Origin of the sequence: Aeromonas sp. R10-1 (genome assembly GCF_040908465.1) — a bacterium.
Lineage (GTDB): Bacteria > Pseudomonadota > Gammaproteobacteria > Enterobacterales > Aeromonadaceae > Aeromonas > Aeromonas caviae.
The window spans coordinates 244355-258506 of sequence record NZ_JBFODT010000036.1; the positions used below are offsets into that span (position 1 = coordinate 244355).

At 59.6% G+C, this 14152-nt stretch carries 15 protein-coding genes; 9 read left to right on the forward strand and 6 right to left on the reverse strand.

All coding sequences use genetic code 11. From position 1 onward, the window contains the following. Nucleotides 1-12 precede the first annotated feature (12 nt). The 3 genes from glnD (at nt 13) to AB5Y93_RS18730 (ending at nt 4322) form a co-directional block, all read left to right on the forward strand. The gene (gene glnD / locus AB5Y93_RS18720; RefSeq protein WP_368230075.1) at nt 13-2655 is read left to right on the forward strand and encodes a bifunctional uridylyltransferase/uridylyl-removing protein GlnD; all 2643 of its coding nucleotides are present in this window, start codon (nt 13-15) and stop codon (nt 2653-2655) included. 178 nt (nt 2656-2833) lie between these two features. Further along, on the forward strand, nt 2834-3661 hold the full coding sequence (dapD, locus tag AB5Y93_RS18725; RefSeq protein ID WP_368230077.1) for a 2,3,4,5-tetrahydropyridine-2,6-dicarboxylate N-succinyltransferase: 828 nt from the start codon (nt 2834-2836) through the stop codon (nt 3659-3661). 277 nt (nt 3662-3938) lie between these two features. Then, complete coding sequence (locus AB5Y93_RS18730; RefSeq protein ID WP_039039426.1) at nt 3939-4322, forward strand: DUF3461 family protein; 384 nt, start codon at nt 3939-3941, stop codon at nt 4320-4322. A 161-nt stretch (nt 4323-4483) separates the two neighbouring features. Here the strand turns inward: AB5Y93_RS18730 and ptsG are convergent, their stop codons facing one another. From ptsG to AB5Y93_RS18745, 3 genes are all read right to left on the reverse strand, one after another. After that, the gene (gene ptsG / locus AB5Y93_RS18735) at nt 4484-5917 is read right to left on the reverse strand and encodes a PTS glucose transporter subunit IIBC (protein WP_045523587.1); all 1434 of its coding nucleotides are present in this window, start codon (nt 5915-5917) and stop codon (nt 4484-4486) included. A 429-nt stretch (nt 5918-6346) separates the two neighbouring features. Then, the gene (locus AB5Y93_RS18740; protein ID WP_042015533.1) at nt 6347-7321 is read right to left on the reverse strand and encodes a MalM family protein; all 975 of its coding nucleotides are present in this window, start codon (nt 7319-7321) and stop codon (nt 6347-6349) included. Nucleotides 7322-7411: 90 nt separating this feature from the next. After that, the gene (locus AB5Y93_RS18745; protein WP_069651741.1) at nt 7412-8737 is read right to left on the reverse strand and encodes a maltoporin; all 1326 of its coding nucleotides are present in this window, start codon (nt 8735-8737) and stop codon (nt 7412-7414) included. 314 nt (nt 8738-9051) lie between these two features. On the opposite strand from AB5Y93_RS18745, the gene AB5Y93_RS18750 reads away from it, so the two are divergent. Then, a complete protein-coding gene (locus AB5Y93_RS18750) occupies nt 9052-9192 on the forward strand; it encodes a hypothetical protein (protein ID WP_368230079.1) in 141 nt (46 codons plus the stop codon). Between the two features lie 71 nt (nt 9193-9263). Here AB5Y93_RS18750 and AB5Y93_RS18755 read toward each other — a convergent pair whose 3' ends face one another. The 3 genes from AB5Y93_RS18755 to AB5Y93_RS18765 all read right to left on the reverse strand — a co-directional run bounded on the left by AB5Y93_RS18755 (nt 9264) and on the right by AB5Y93_RS18765 (nt 11000). Next, entirely contained in the window at nt 9264-9704 is a 441-nt protein-coding gene (locus AB5Y93_RS18755) for a flavodoxin (RefSeq protein WP_039039423.1), read from the reverse strand. A 184-nt stretch (nt 9705-9888) separates the two neighbouring features. Then, nucleotides 9889-10668 (reverse strand): tRNA pseudouridine(65) synthase TruC, encoded by a 780-nt coding sequence (truC, locus tag AB5Y93_RS18760; protein ID WP_010673393.1) that lies wholly within the window; start codon nt 10666-10668, stop codon nt 9889-9891. Beyond that, on the reverse strand, nt 10665-11000 hold the full coding sequence (locus AB5Y93_RS18765) for a YqcC family protein (protein WP_134997583.1): 336 nt from the start codon (nt 10998-11000) through the stop codon (nt 10665-10667). The genes truC and AB5Y93_RS18765 overlap by 4 nt, the downstream gene beginning before the upstream one ends. Nucleotides 11001-11197: 197 nt before the next feature. On the opposite strand from AB5Y93_RS18765, the gene AB5Y93_RS18770 reads away from it, so the two are divergent. The 5 genes from AB5Y93_RS18770 (at nt 11198) to AB5Y93_RS18790 (ending at nt 14146) form a co-directional block, all read left to right on the forward strand. Next, the gene (locus tag AB5Y93_RS18770; RefSeq protein ID WP_368230081.1) at nt 11198-12226 is read left to right on the forward strand and encodes a DUF3549 family protein; all 1029 of its coding nucleotides are present in this window, start codon (nt 11198-11200) and stop codon (nt 12224-12226) included. A gap of 68 nt (nt 12227-12294) precedes the next feature. Next, nucleotides 12295-12591, forward strand: a complete 297-nt coding sequence (locus AB5Y93_RS18775) for a DUF3301 domain-containing protein (RefSeq protein WP_039039421.1) — start codon at nt 12295-12297, stop codon at nt 12589-12591. 59 nt (nt 12592-12650) lie between these two features. Further along, on the forward strand, nt 12651-12887 hold the full coding sequence (locus tag AB5Y93_RS18780; RefSeq protein WP_039039420.1) for a DUF2789 domain-containing protein: 237 nt from the start codon (nt 12651-12653) through the stop codon (nt 12885-12887). Nucleotides 12888-13045: 158 nt separating this feature from the next. Next, nucleotides 13046-13351, forward strand: coding sequence for a hypothetical protein (locus AB5Y93_RS18785; RefSeq protein WP_326511009.1), 306 nt, complete (start codon nt 13046-13048; stop codon nt 13349-13351). A gap of 9 nt (nt 13352-13360) precedes the next feature. Next, a complete protein-coding gene (locus AB5Y93_RS18790) occupies nt 13361-14146 on the forward strand; it encodes a Zn-ribbon-containing protein (protein WP_368230083.1) in 786 nt (261 codons plus the stop codon). Nucleotides 14147-14152: the final 6 nt, after the last annotated feature.

Genomic DNA, 14152 nt, shown 5'->3' on the forward strand with positions numbered 1-14152 from the left:
GTGTGACATGCCATGGATGCCAGCCTGCTTTCTCCCCATCTGCTCCCAGACGATCAGCTCACCCGTGACAACTGCAAGGAGTACCTGAGCCGCTTTCTCGCCTGGCTGCACGAGCGCTTCGACGCCGGTGACAACATCATCGAACTGGTGGCCACCCGCTCCGAATACATGGACGCGCTGCTGACCAGGCTCTGGCACAAGTTCGGCTTCGACAGGACCGAGCTCACCCTGATCGCGGTAGGCGGCTATGGCCGCGGCGAACTCCATCCCCACTCCGATATCGACCTGCTGATCCTCTACGAAGGAGATGAACTGGACGAGGTGCTGGGGCTTCGCATCGGCGAGTTCATCACCCTCTTGTGGGATCTCAAGCTGGAAGTGGGGCAGTCGGTGCGCAACGTGGCCGAGTGCATCGAGCAGGGCCGCAACGACATCACGGTTGCCACCAACCTCATCGAGGCCCGTTACATCACGGGTCGCCTGGCGGGATTCGAACAGTTGCAGGCGGCCACCCAGCCCCAGCACTTCTGGCCGAGCGAAGCCTTTTTTCGTGCCAAACGCGAAGAGCAGGCCCTGCGCCACCAGCAGTTTCTCGGCACCGCCTACAAGCTGGAGCCGGATCTCAAGAACAATCCCGGGGGCCTTCGCGACATCCAGACCCTGGCCTGGGTCGCCCGCCGCCACTTCGGCGCCACCACCCTGTTCGAGATGACCAGCCACGGTTTTCTCAACCGGGCCGAGTACCGGGAATTGCTCGACTGCCAGAACTTCCTGTGGAAGGTGCGCTTCGCCCTGCACATGGCCATCAACAAGGGGGATAACCGCCTCTTGTTCGACCGCCAGCGTACCGTGGCCCAGATGCTGGGGTTCGAGGGGGAAGGCAACGGCCCGGTCGAGCAGATGATGAAGCGCTTCTACCAGACGGTGCGACGGGTGGCCGAACTAAACGAGATGCTGCTGCAACTCTTTGACGAGGCCATTCTCGGCAACACCGCCATGGACGTGCGCCGCATCAGCGACGAATTCCAGCTGCGCGGCCGCCTCATCGATGCGGTGGACTCCGAGCTGTTCGGCCGGGATCCTGCCGCCATCCTGCGACTCTTCTACCAGATAGCCCAGCACCCGGAGATTGCCGGCATCCACTCCGCCACCTTGCGCCAGTTGCGCGAGGCCAGACGCACCCTCAACTGCTGGCTGCAAGATCTACCCGAGTGCCGCCGTCTCGTCATGGCGCTCCTGCGCCACCCCAACGGCATCGGCCAGCCGCTCACCCTGATGCACAAGTACGGGATCCTCGCGGCCTACCTGCCCCAGTGGAACCTCATCGTCGGCCAGATGCAGTTCGACATGTTCCACGCCTACACGGTGGACGAACATACCCACAGGCTGCTGCAGAACATCCATCGCTTCCCGAATCCGGCCAGCCGCCAGACTCACCCGCTCTGCCACGAGGTGTTCACCCAGTTGCGCAAGCCCGAGCTGCTCAGCATCGCCGCCCTCTTCCACGACATCGCCAAGGGCAGGCGCGGCGATCACTCCGAACTCGGGGCCGTGGATGCGCTGGAGTTCTGCCAGTTGCACGGGCTGGATCGCTATGAGAGCCGACTGGTCGCCTGGCTGGTGCGCCACCATCTGCTGATGTCGGTCACCGCCCAGCGCCGCGACATCTACGACCCGGACGTGGTCACCGACTTCGCCCAGAAGGTGCGGGATGAATTGCACCTCGACCTGCTCTATTGCCTGACCGTGGCCGACATCTGTGCCACCAACGACAGTCTGTGGAACGACTGGAAGGGCACCCTGCTGCGCGAACTCTACTTCGCCACCCAGAAGGCCCTGCGCCAGGGGTTGGAAAACCCGCCGGACATGCGCCTCAAGATCCGTGAAAACCAGCGCCAGGCCAGGCAGATCCTGACCCAGCGCGAGGTGCCACAGGAGGCGGTCACCGCCCTCTGGAACGACTTCAAGGCCGATTACTTCCTGCGCCACAGCCCGGAGCAGATCGCCTGGCACTGCCGCAAGATCATCGCCCACGGTGACAACCCGGCCCCCCTGGTGCTCATCGGCAAGCACCCCATACGGGGCGGTAGCGAGGTGTTCATCTATTGTCGCGATACCCCCAACCTCTTTGCCACCGTGGCCTCGGCGCTGGATCAGAAGAACCTCAGCATCCACGACGCCCAGATAATGAATTCGCGCAACGACTACGTGCTCGATACCTTCATCGTGCTGGAACCAAACGGAGAGCCCATCAGCCCCAACCGTACCGCCACCATCAAGAAGGCGCTGGAGAAAGCCCTTCAGGAGCCGGGCAAACTGGTACTGCGCAGCAAGCCCCTGTCCAGACGCCACCGCCAGTTCAGCGTGCCGACCAGGGTGGTCTTCCTGCCCCACAAGGGGGAAAACCGCCACACCCTGCTGGAGCTGACGGCCCTGGATACTCCGGGCCTGCTGGCCCGTATCGGTGCCGTGTTCCAGCAGTGCGGCCTCTCCCTCCATGCCGCCAAGATCACCACCATCGGTGAGCGGGTGGAGGACTTCTTCAGCCTCACCACCCTGGCCGGAGAGCCGCTGAACCCGGAGGAGCAGCAAGCCCTCGAGGAGAGGCTGGTCAATCAGCTCAACCCCCAGGAACCGGTTGGCGAGAGTGCCTGACACGCTCGGATGAAGCCTAGAAAGAGGCTTTTTGACATATTGATTCCTCAATCAGAACAAATGGTTGGACCACTCAAGTACAATAAATCGCCCTGATTCTGAAGAAATCGGCGAGAGCCCTTAAAAACGATTGGAAAAGTGTGATACAACAAACAGAATTTTATAAAGGAAACCTGTCATGACCCAGTTGCAACAGACCATCGAAGCGGCCTTCGAGCGCCGTGACTCCATCACCCCCGGCTCCGTCGATGCCGCCACCAAGGCCGCCATTCTGGAAGCCATCGACCTGCTGGACTCCGGCAAAGCCCGGGTTGCCGAGAAGATTGCCGGCGAGTGGGTCGTCCACCAGTGGCTGAAGAAGGCCGTGCTGCTCTCCTTCCGCATCAACGACAACTGCATCATCAAGGGCGACGATGCCCAGTACTACGACAAGGTTCCCCTGAAGTTCTCCAACTACACCGAAGAGCAGTTCAAGGCTGCCGGTGTTCGCGTCGTGCCGCCCGCGACCGCGCGCAAAGGCTCCTTCATCGCCCCGAACACCGTGCTGATGCCCTCCTACGTCAACATCGGCGCCTTCGTCGATGAAGGCACCATGGTCGACACCTGGGCCACCGTGGGCTCCTGCGCCCAGATCGGCAAGAATGTGCACCTCTCCGGCGGCGTCGGCATCGGCGGCGTACTGGAGCCACTGCAGGCCAACCCGACCATCATCGAAGACAACTGCTTCATCGGTGCCCGTTCCGAAGTGGTGGAAGGGGTGATCGTCGAGGAAGGCTCCGTCATCTCCATGGGGGTCTTCATCGGCCAGTCCACCCGCATCTATGACCGCGAAACCGGTGAAATCCACTACGGCCGCGTCCCGGCCGGCTCCGTGGTCGTTTCCGGCTCCCTGCCCTCCAAGTGCGGCAAGTACAGCCTCTACGCCGCCGTCATCGTCAAGAAGGTGGATGCCAAGACCCGCGCCAAGGTCGGCATCAACGCCCTGCTGCGCTCCATCGACGAGTAATCCACGCTGATGTCATCAAGGGCACCTCTGGTGCCCTTTTTCATGCCCGCTCTCATGGGTGGGCGCCAACTCCCCCCTGCCCCGCCAGCACTGCACACCCCCATGAGACGATACCGCTTATGGCAGTGCTGGCAAGGCGTTCACCCCTCCCCCTTGGCTCGTTGATTAAAAAAGACCTTTTTGACACCAATTTGAATTTGGCGCGCCTGTCACAGGCAAGGCGTCCGGACTCGGGTAAGATAGAGGGGTCAGGATCGTTTCAAACCAAGGAAGCCCGATGTACGAGAATCTCAAGAGCCTGGGGATCCAGGAACCCACCTCGGTGGACAGCTACACCCTGCGCCAGGAAGCCAACCACGACATCCTCAAGATCTATTTCAAGAAACAGAAGGGTGAATTCTTCGCCAAGAGCGTCAAATTCAAATACCCTCGCCAGCGCAAGACCATGCTGGTCGACTCGGGGACCCATGAGTACAAGGATGTCACCGAGATCAACGCCAACCTCAAATACGTGGTGGATGAGCTGGACAATCTGACCCAGGGCGGCCAGCCTTCGGCCGATCCGGACATCAAGCAGAAGATACTGCGCGACTTGCGTCATCTGGAAAAGGTGGTGCAGAACAAGATCAGCGAGATAGAACGGGATCTCGAAAAGCTTTAGCCGGTCTGATGCAGCAAAGGCGCCTAGGGGCGCCTTTTTCATTGGATCACACCATGCTGGCGCCGTCAGGAAAGTCCCCGCACATGTCCCGCCACCAAACGCAACCCAGCAAAAAGGGAGGCTTGCGCCTCCCTTTTCGGAACTCGGATATCGGAGCGCAATCAGTTGCTCTTCATCCAGATGTCCATTTCAGTTTTCAGGTTGTCGGACTTGGTGCCGAAGATGGCTTGTACACCGGAACCAGCCACCACCACACCGGCGGCACCCAGCTTCTTCAGACCAGCCTGGTCAACCTTGGCCACATCCTTCACACCGACACGCAGACGGGTGATGCAGGCGTCCAGAGAGGCGATGTTCTCTTTGCCACCGAAGGCGGAGACCAGTGCAGCAGACATCTCGTCCTTGCTTTGACTGGCAGAGGACTCTTGAGCGGCTTCGTCTTCACGACCCGGAGTTTTCAGGTTCATGGCACGGATGACCACGGTGAAGACCACGTAGTAGATGACCGCGTAGACCAGACCCAGACCCACCAGCAGCAGCATGTTGTCGGCACGCGGGGATTGCACCACGAAGTCGATGAAGCCGTTGGAGAAGGTGTGACCGTGAACGACACCCAGCATGTTGGTCAGGACATAGGCCAGACCGGCCAGCAGGGCGTGGATGGCGTAGAGTACCGGGGCCACGAACAGGAAGGAGAATTCGATAGGCTCGGTGATACCGGTCAGGAAGGAGGTCAGGGCAGCAGAAGCCATGATACCTACGATCTTGGCGCGGTTTTCCGGCTTGGCGGAGTGCGCAATGGCAAACGCGGCAGCAGGCAGACCGAACATCTTGAACAGGTAGCCACCCGCCAGTTGACCGAAGCCGTTACCGGCAGCACGGGAAGCGTCATCAGCAGTCAGGAAGCAGGTCATGATGCCGTGTACGGTTTCACCGGCGGCGTTGACGCAGGTACCAGCCTGATAGAAGAACGGCACGTTCCAGATGTGGTGCAGACCGAACGGGATCAGGGAGCGCTCGACCACGCCGTAGATGCCGAAGGCCAGGACCGGGTTCTGGTTGGCAGCCCAGTCGGAGAAGGCACCGATGGCACCACCGATCGGCGGCCAGATGAAGGAGAGCACGACACCCAGACCGATGGAAACAAAACCGGTGATGATGGGCACGGCGCGCTTGCCAGCGAAGAAGCCGAGGTACTCGGGCAGCTGGATCTTGTAGAAGCGGTTGAACGCCCAGGCAGCCACGCCACCGGCGAGGATACCACCCAGCACACCGGTATCGATCTTCTCGACACCCATCACAGGCGCCATCACAGTCAGGGTGGCGGTCATGATGCCGTAGCCGACGATGGCGGACAGGCCGGAAACACCGTCGTTATTGGTGAAGCCAAGGGCAACACCCACGGCGAACAGCAGAGCCATCTGGCCGAATACGGAACCACCGGCCTGCTCCATCAGTTGGGAGACGATTTCCGGCAACCAGCTGAAGTGGGCAGCCCCCACCCCCAGCAGAATACCTGCAACGGGCAAGACCGATACGGGCAGCATCAGCGCCTTACCGACCTTTTGCAGATTAGAGAAAGCATTTTTTAACATGTGTGCGCTCCTGAATGGATTTTTTTCCGACAACGACTCAGGGCAGTTTATTGATGACGATATGCTTCATCCGTCACTGCGCCAAGTGCGTTTTCCGGGTTGCTTATTTTGACCAGCAGAATATAACCCAGTGGGGGTGGAAATGCCTCTGTCGGAAACAAGGGAATAATAAATTTGGAGGAGAGATCACAAGATAATAAATAAGCAGAGAGGGGACTGTCTTGAATATTATTTCGTATTGTTATAGCTTCACCGCAAAAAGAAATAAATCACTTCAAAATAAATCACAAAGAAACCAAATAATACCCAACGATACTCACTGTAACTGAATGTAACTTATTGCGGATTTATATTATCCAGTCTACCGATTAAAAAGGCCTCCAACAAGGGAGGCCTCCAATAAATATCGATTTTAATAAACCGAGATATTTAGTTCTTCTGTGAACGTTTCACTGCATCAATAAAGACCGATTTCGCCTTGGTTGAACCGGCACGCTCGGCTTCATTCACGAGTTGCATCGCCTTGTCGATGTCACCGGCCTTCACCGCTTTCTCGATCTGGGCGTTGTAGAAGCTCTCGGTCTCGCTCAGCATGGCGGGAGCCGGTTTGCTCGGCGCTGCGGCAACGGCTGCCGTGGTGGCCGCCGTCGCAGCCACCGCAGTGGTAGCAGGCTTGGCCTGGCTCATCGCCACCTTGTCGGCGTATTCAGGCTTGAACACGGCTTCCAGGCCTTGTCCCTTGGCCATGTCCGTGACCTTGATCTGTACCAGACCCCAGGGCGAATGGGGGATCACGGGGTCCTTGATATCCGGCTCGACCGTGCCGTTGGCACGGGCAAAGGCCTTCGCGGGGTGCAAGATGGTGGTGCTGCCCGCCGTCTCGTTGGCCGGCGCATAGACCACCATATAGGTTTCAGTGGCGGGATTGCCCGGCATGCTGCGGTCCACAAACACGCGCCCCTCAATCCTGTCGTTGTCGAGCAGGTGGGCTGGTTGATAGGCAAAGACCGACTCACCCAGCACGCGAGTAACCTTGAACTGGGCATCCAGCATGATCACCTTGGGAACCAGGACCGTCTTGCTGACCTGGGAGGCCAGGGTGATGGCCAGATTGCCGGTATTGGCCGGCAGACGATAAGCGGCAAAATAGCTCATTCCCTCGTCAAACTGATAACTGGGCTGCTTGCCGTCGATGGCCAGCAGCGTCTCGCCTTCCGGCAGGGAGACATAATTGAATTCGTTGAACCCTGTGCAACAACTGGTTGCCTGGGAGAGCGCCTGCTTGGCCTGATCGGCATTACTCAGAATGGAGGCGTGCTCCTGCACGGGCACCACCATGCTACCGGAACAACCGGCCAGCAGCGCGGTAACCATGGCCGCGATAGACATCTTTACCAGTTTCATTCTTCTTATCTCCATAACCCGGTTGCCACATCATGCGAAACAAAACTGCCCCCATAAGGGGGCAGTGACTAACTTAACTGAAGATATTGCTTACCACCAGGCTTCTGCTTGTACGCCAACCTGATAGGTGTCTTTGGAGGTGTTGCCTTCGAAGACTTCTTGATCTTCTGTGTTGGCCAAGTAAGAGGCGAACACCCGGATTTCCGGACGGGCCCAGAAGCTGGAGCCAGCGGACCAGGCCTGAGCCAGGGTCAGCTTGTAACCGCCATCCTTGTCGCTTCCGCCGTTGTTATAACTGGTCTTGTCCTTGAACACACCACCTTCGAAGATGGTTTTGTTGAAGTCATCCCACTTGTACATCGGGCGGACTACGGCAGACATGGTTTCGGTCTTGTCGTGGCCATTCCACATCTCGTTGCCTACCCCGTAGACCAGCTGGTGGCCCATCTCCCAGGAGTTGCCCATCGGGATGACGCCCCAGTTGATGAAGCGGTAGCCGTCGGCACCGGCTTTGGCTTCGGCACCGTACCAGGAACCGTCACCGTAGTAGGCCATGGTCTTGGAGTAGCCTTCGGTACCGTACTGCAGCACGGTCTTGTTGAAGCCACCGAAGATGCCTTGAGTCAGTTCGGCAGTCAGCATGACGCCGTTCTTCATGTTGTCGTTCTTCAGATCTTTCTGGGCATCGGTCTCATTGACCAGGGCATACATGGCGCCCACTTCCAGAGAGCCGTCCTGCCACAGCGGGATGCCGGCATAACGTACATCCAGGGTGTTGACGTTCAGATCTTCGTTTTTACGATAGATGGGGTCGCCAGTATTCGGATCGGTACCAATCTGGTTGTACTGACCGAACACATCGGCCGCGCTGCGGTCGTTGCGTACCCAGGCCAGAGAGAGCTTGCCAGGACCAGCCTGGATGCCTTCGATACCAGCACCCGGACCAGAGATGTTCCAGTAGTAGAAGTCAGAGATGTGGATGTCGTGACGTTGGTAGAAACGCTTACCGGCCCACAGGGTGGCTTCCGGCGCGAAGCCCAGCAGACCCTTGGCTTGCACGTTGAACTGACGCAGTGCGAATTCGGAATCGCCATTGCACTGCTTGGCGTCGAAGTTACAGACGGTACCAGTACCTTCCCAGTCGTTGGAGCCGTTGGAGGTCATGGCAAACATGGAGTCTACGTAGAAAGTCTTGCCATCTTTGTTGAAGACTTCCTGACCCAGCTGGACTTCGCCGTAGGTATCATTTTCGTTACCCAGACGACCAACCTTGTTGACGTTGTATTTGACCATGTCCCCGTCACCGGAAACACCGACACCGGAACGGAAGTAGCCGTGGAAATCAACGGCGAAGGCGGCTTGAGAAGCCAGGGCTGCGGTTACTGCTGCAGCGATCGGGAGCCACTTTGCTTTCATTTTCATTTTCCTTATTCCCGCTGAGAGGAGTGTGATCCTGATATTCAAGTTCTTATCACCGGAAAAACGTTTTGGTGATAACCGGGGTCGATTATAGGTACCCAAATTCCCTGCAAACATGAGCTGATTCACAAAACGATGACAAATCGCACGCCACCGACAGCCACAGCAACAAAAGCTCAATAAACTTTCATTTTTTGGCACCAACCACCCAAAAAAACACAAAAAAGAAAAGCAACAACCAAAGAAAGCGCTTTCAAATATTAATTTGCGACGAGAGTTAAGTGATAAATCCGTATCGCAGTAGCAAAAACATGACTGAAATCGCTTTCAATGCGGAACTTTTAATTTTTCAATTTGTCGTGGGTGATGATGAATATGGCCAACCGGTTATCATAATTTACGAGAAAAATAACCGGACGAAAGAGAGGATATATTTGGGGGCTGAGGCGTGACGCCCCAAAAATAAAACACCCCCGTCAGCACACTCACGGAGGTGAATTTATTCTCGGGGAGAAGGGTCTGGCTACAGTCTATTTTCCCAGGTTTTCAACCAGGCCAGCGCCGCCACTTCAGGCTCATCTTCTACCGTCGCATCGATTTCCAGGCGCACAACCAGTGGCTCGGCAGCCAGCTCCTGCAACAGGGCATCCAGCGTTCGCCCCGCTCCGCAGAAGTGTTCATAGCTGCTGTCTCCCATGGCGATGAGGGCATAGCGCCATCCCTTCATATAAGGAGCACGATCGGCCAGGGCACTGGCAAAGGGCTGCAAATTGGGCGGTATATCCCCCTGCCCCGTGGTGGCGGTCACGATGAGCAGAAAGCGGGAGGCATCGATGTCGGTCAGCGCCGCGTCATCGAAGATCTGGCAGACATGGCCATTGGCTTGCAGGTGGTCACAGAGGGTCTCGGCCACCAACATGGCAGAGCCGTAGACGGTGCCGACCAGGATGTCGATCTCGGCCATCAGCGACTCCTCAGGGACAGACATTGGGCCCGGCAAGACCGGGATGGGTAGGAAGAGCCCCCTTGAACAGGCGGGGGGTACGCGATTGCGCAGGCGATATCTCGTTGAGCCATAAGTCATTCCTCTGACGTACCTAGGTTACAGCATGCCACAGCCCGGTCAGAGGCAACAGATGGAAAGAGGCTCAGGCGCCGTAGTCTTGCTCGCTGGCAGGCCAGCCCAGACGGGCGAACAGACCCAGCACCTCGGGGCCCAGGGGCGCCTGGATCCGCATCGGCACCTTGAGCACCGGATGCTCGAAGCTCAGACGGTGCGCGATCAGCAGCAGGCGGTCGCACCCGTAGTGCTCGCGAAAGAAGCGGTTGTGCCGGCCATCCCCGTGGGTGGTATCACCGACGATGGGGTGGAACAGGTGATCCAGATGGCGACGCAGCTGGTGCTTGCGCCCCGTCTTGGGAAAGAGGCGGACCAGGCTGTAGCGACTGGTGGGATGCTTCTTGGAGACGGCGAAGGGCAACTCGACCTGATGCAGACGACGAAACGCAGTCACCGCCTCCTGGGCGGGGCGATCCGGGTCGCTGAAGGCATCGGCAATCTTGTCCAGCTGCTCCTTGAGCGGATAGTCGATGAGCCCCTCTTCGGGGGCCCATCCCCGCACCAGTGCCAGGTACTCCTTGTGGACCTGACGGGCAGCAAAGGCCTCGGTAAGGGTACGGGCCACGGCAGGATCGAGAGCAAACAGCAGCACACCCGAAGTGGGCCTGTCCAGTCGGTGCACGGGGTAGACATGACGACCCCCGATCAGATCCCGGGTCATCTGCATGGCGAAACGGGTCTCGGCCTTGTCGAGCCAACTGCGGTGCACCAGGAGACCGGACGGTTTGTTCACCGCCACCAGCCAGTCATCCTGATAGAGCAGAGTCGGCTGCAAGGCATCCGCTGTCCGGGTCTGCTCGTCCATCATTGTTCGACCACTTTGCCGGAGAGCAGCAGATCGAAACGGGCGATCAGACGAAGCAGGGCCTCGACCTCCGCCAGCTCCTCTTTATAGACCTCACTCGCCATGGGATAGAGGGAGACGCTGGTCGGCAGCGGAGCCTGCAGCACCACCAGTTGTTCCATGCGCGGGATCAGCACGAACTGCAGCCACTGATCGAAACTCAGGGTATCGACACAGAACGGCAGCTCGCTTGCCAGCGCCTCGCTCCCCGGATGGTCGGCTTGCCAGCGTTCCAGACGTTGCAACTCGGCAGTCAGCTCTCCCAGCAGACCGGCAACCAGCAGATATTGATTCATCTCGCTCACTTCCTCATCGCGGGCCCGGTCTTCGACGGGGCCCCACTCAATACGGCCATCAAAAAGGGGCGCTACTATACACCGACCCCGCAATGGCTGCCATGTTGCCGTCACCTTCATACCCTGCATTACCGCCTCTGGCTATCTGGTGCAGCCCCCTTATAATCGCCCCCATTATCTTCAAGCGGGATCTCTTCATGTCTTCCATCAACACCCTGACCGAGTTTCTGACCCAGGCCGATACCCAGTTCCAGCTGTTCGATCTGGGCCGCCAGGTGCGCCCGCTCCCCAGCGACCTCTTCGTGCGCATCGAGCAGCAGCAGGAGCCCTACCCCTGGCCGTTGCAGCAGCACGCCTGGCTCGGCGTGCACTTCTTCCAGCCGACCGAATCCAGGCACTACCTCTGGTTCCTCAAGTTCGCCCTCGATGAGCGCGGCCTGCTCATCTCCAGCGGCCCCAAGCATTTTATGGATCAGGTGGTAGAGACTCTGGGCTACAAGCTCACCGGTGAACTGGACGAAGAGAAGGCCCAGCGTCTGGCGGACAACCCCTACACCTTCCGCCCGGCCGAGGCCAAGATGGCCAGTGTGCACGCCAAGCTGGCCCGCCAGCTGGAACAAGCCCCTTCCGCTTACTACGAGGCCCTCTGCCACTATCTGGCGGCGCCGGGGGAAGAGGGGTGGCAGACCCTGGGACTGCAAGGGTTTGCAGATCTCGCGGAGCGGCTGCAGGTTGAACGCAACCTGGCACTGGTCTGCAAGGCCTTGCCCGTGCTGCCGCAGGCCCCCCTTTACGCCCTGTGCCAGAGCCTGGAGAACGCCCCCCTGCCTCCTGCCCTGCAAGGCGCATTGCTGGAGCGCATCGGCAAGGAGCAGGAGTGCGCCGAGCCTGACCCCGAAACCCTGGCCTATCTGTGCCGGGCACTGGCCTCCTGCCCGGGCAACGGACTGCGCACCAACAAGCTGCTGACCCTGCTGCAAACCCGGCCAAGCCCGGCCCTGCTCCTCGCCATCGCTGGCCGCCTCTGGCCCGATCTGAAACACCCCGAACTGCTCGGCCTGTTTCTGGAGCAGCTCGCCCTGCAACCCACTCAGTTCTTCAACCAGGTATTTGCCGAGCTCGTCACGCTACCGGCCTTGCGCAATGATATGCTGGCAAAACTGCGTGACCCCGAACGCAGCGAGGCCCTGGGTCTGGCCATCGGTCGCCTGTTCGCTGCCACCTAGGCCCGACACAACGGCCCTGTTGCCTGAGGTGAACAGGGCCCAACACACATCACAGAAGGAACCCGCTGATGGGAGAAATGCTTGGGATCTTGCTGCTCGGCCTCGTTGGCTGGGCCTTCTGGCAACAGCGCCGCCAGGCGGAGCTGGCCTGGCAATACATGCGCCGCTACTGCCAGCACCACGACCTGCAACTGCTGTCGCTGGCGCGGACACACCGCGCCCTGGGGCACAAGCCCCTGCGCCTGCTCACCTACTACCAGTTCGAGTTCTCCAGCGACGGAGAGAGCCATTATCAGGGACAGCTCTGCATGCAGGGGCTGCATGTCGCCGGTGTCGAGCTGCCACCCCATCGTCTCCCCTCCTAGATTTGAGAGCACGGGGGCTGGCTATACTCTTCCACAGCCCCCTTCCAAGGAGTACCGACATGGAATTGCTCACCCATGATATGGCCGCCCTGTTTGCCCAGCTGGGGCTGGCCAGTGACGACATCAGCCAGCAGCGTTTTATCCGCGACCATCCCATCGATCGCCATACCCAGTTGCCCGATGCGCCGTTCTGGACTCCTTCCCAGGCAGGCTTTCTGCGCGATGCCCTCAGCCACGACGCCGACTGGGCGGAAGCCATCGACCAACTGGATGTGATGCTGCGCCAGGGGACCTGATCACCCCACTCCCGGCGGCCAGCGTTGGGTAGACGCGGAGCCGCCAATCCCCTCCCTCTCGCCACCCACGCCCTTCGCTCCGCTTTCCTGATGGACAGGCTTTGATTAAGCTCTGTGCCACTATCCACCCGCAGCAAGACGGCCGTGCAGGAGCCAAGATGTCAGCCCAAGAGATCATCCAGATAGCCAACGAACTCAGTGCCAGGGGGATCACCCCCTCTACCGCCATGGTCAAGGCCCGCCTCAGCCATCCCGTGCCCATGGCCGAGCTGCTCAAGGTGTTGAGCCAGTGGAAGCAACAACCCCAGCCCGCGTCGACAGCGCCCGCCCCCGCCAGTGCCCCCGAGGCGCCCCCTTTGGCCACGGAAAGCGTCACTCTTCAGCAACTGAGCGAACAGCTCGCCCGGCTGGAGCAGAAGGTCGATCGCCTCACCGACCTGCTGCTCAACCAGAAGCCGGATTGACCCATCGCCATGTATATCCTCGAACTCACCTTTGAGTGCTACCGCGATACCTCCCTCGGGGAGGCCGAACGAGCCATCGTCCACTACCTCGACATGCTGCGCTATCAGGGTCAGATCCTGGGGCGGGAGTTTCCCACCAGCATGCACGAAGGCTATTTCGTCAGCCGGGTGGTCTGCCCGGAGCAGGACAGCCTGCACCCTGACAACCAGAGCGAGCTGGTCGCCCTTGCCGAGCAAGGTCTGCACCAGGCGGGCCTGCTCGCCCCCAAACTCCACCTGCAAGGGGCGGATCTGCTCTCGGACAGTACGGACCCGTGCGCAGAGCAGGGGAAGCGTCCCAGCTGGATGCTGCTCTACACCAGCTTCCTGCACAGTTGCTCCCCCCTGCGCTGCGGCGACCACTTCGCTCCCATCCCGCTCTATCGGCTGCCTGCCGTCGCCAACGGTGACCACAAGCAGATCATCAAGTGGCAGGAAGATTGGGAAGCCTGCGATCAGTTGCAGATGAACGGCTCCATCGCCGAACACGCCGCCCTGCACGAAATCGGCGAGATGGGCAGCCGCCTTCATCGCCGGGGCAGCGATCTCGCCAGACGGCTGGAGCTCCTGAGCGGCATTCCCACCTATTACTATCTCTACCGGGTAGGCGGCCTGAGCGCCGCCGAAGAGCGGGCTCGCCCCTGCCCTGGCTGTGGTGGCCCATGGGCGCTGGCCGCCCCCCTGCACGAGATCTTCGACTTCAGGTGCGAGCCTTGCAGGCTGGTGTCCAACCTCTCCTGGGACTTCAAGGAGTAGGAGCCT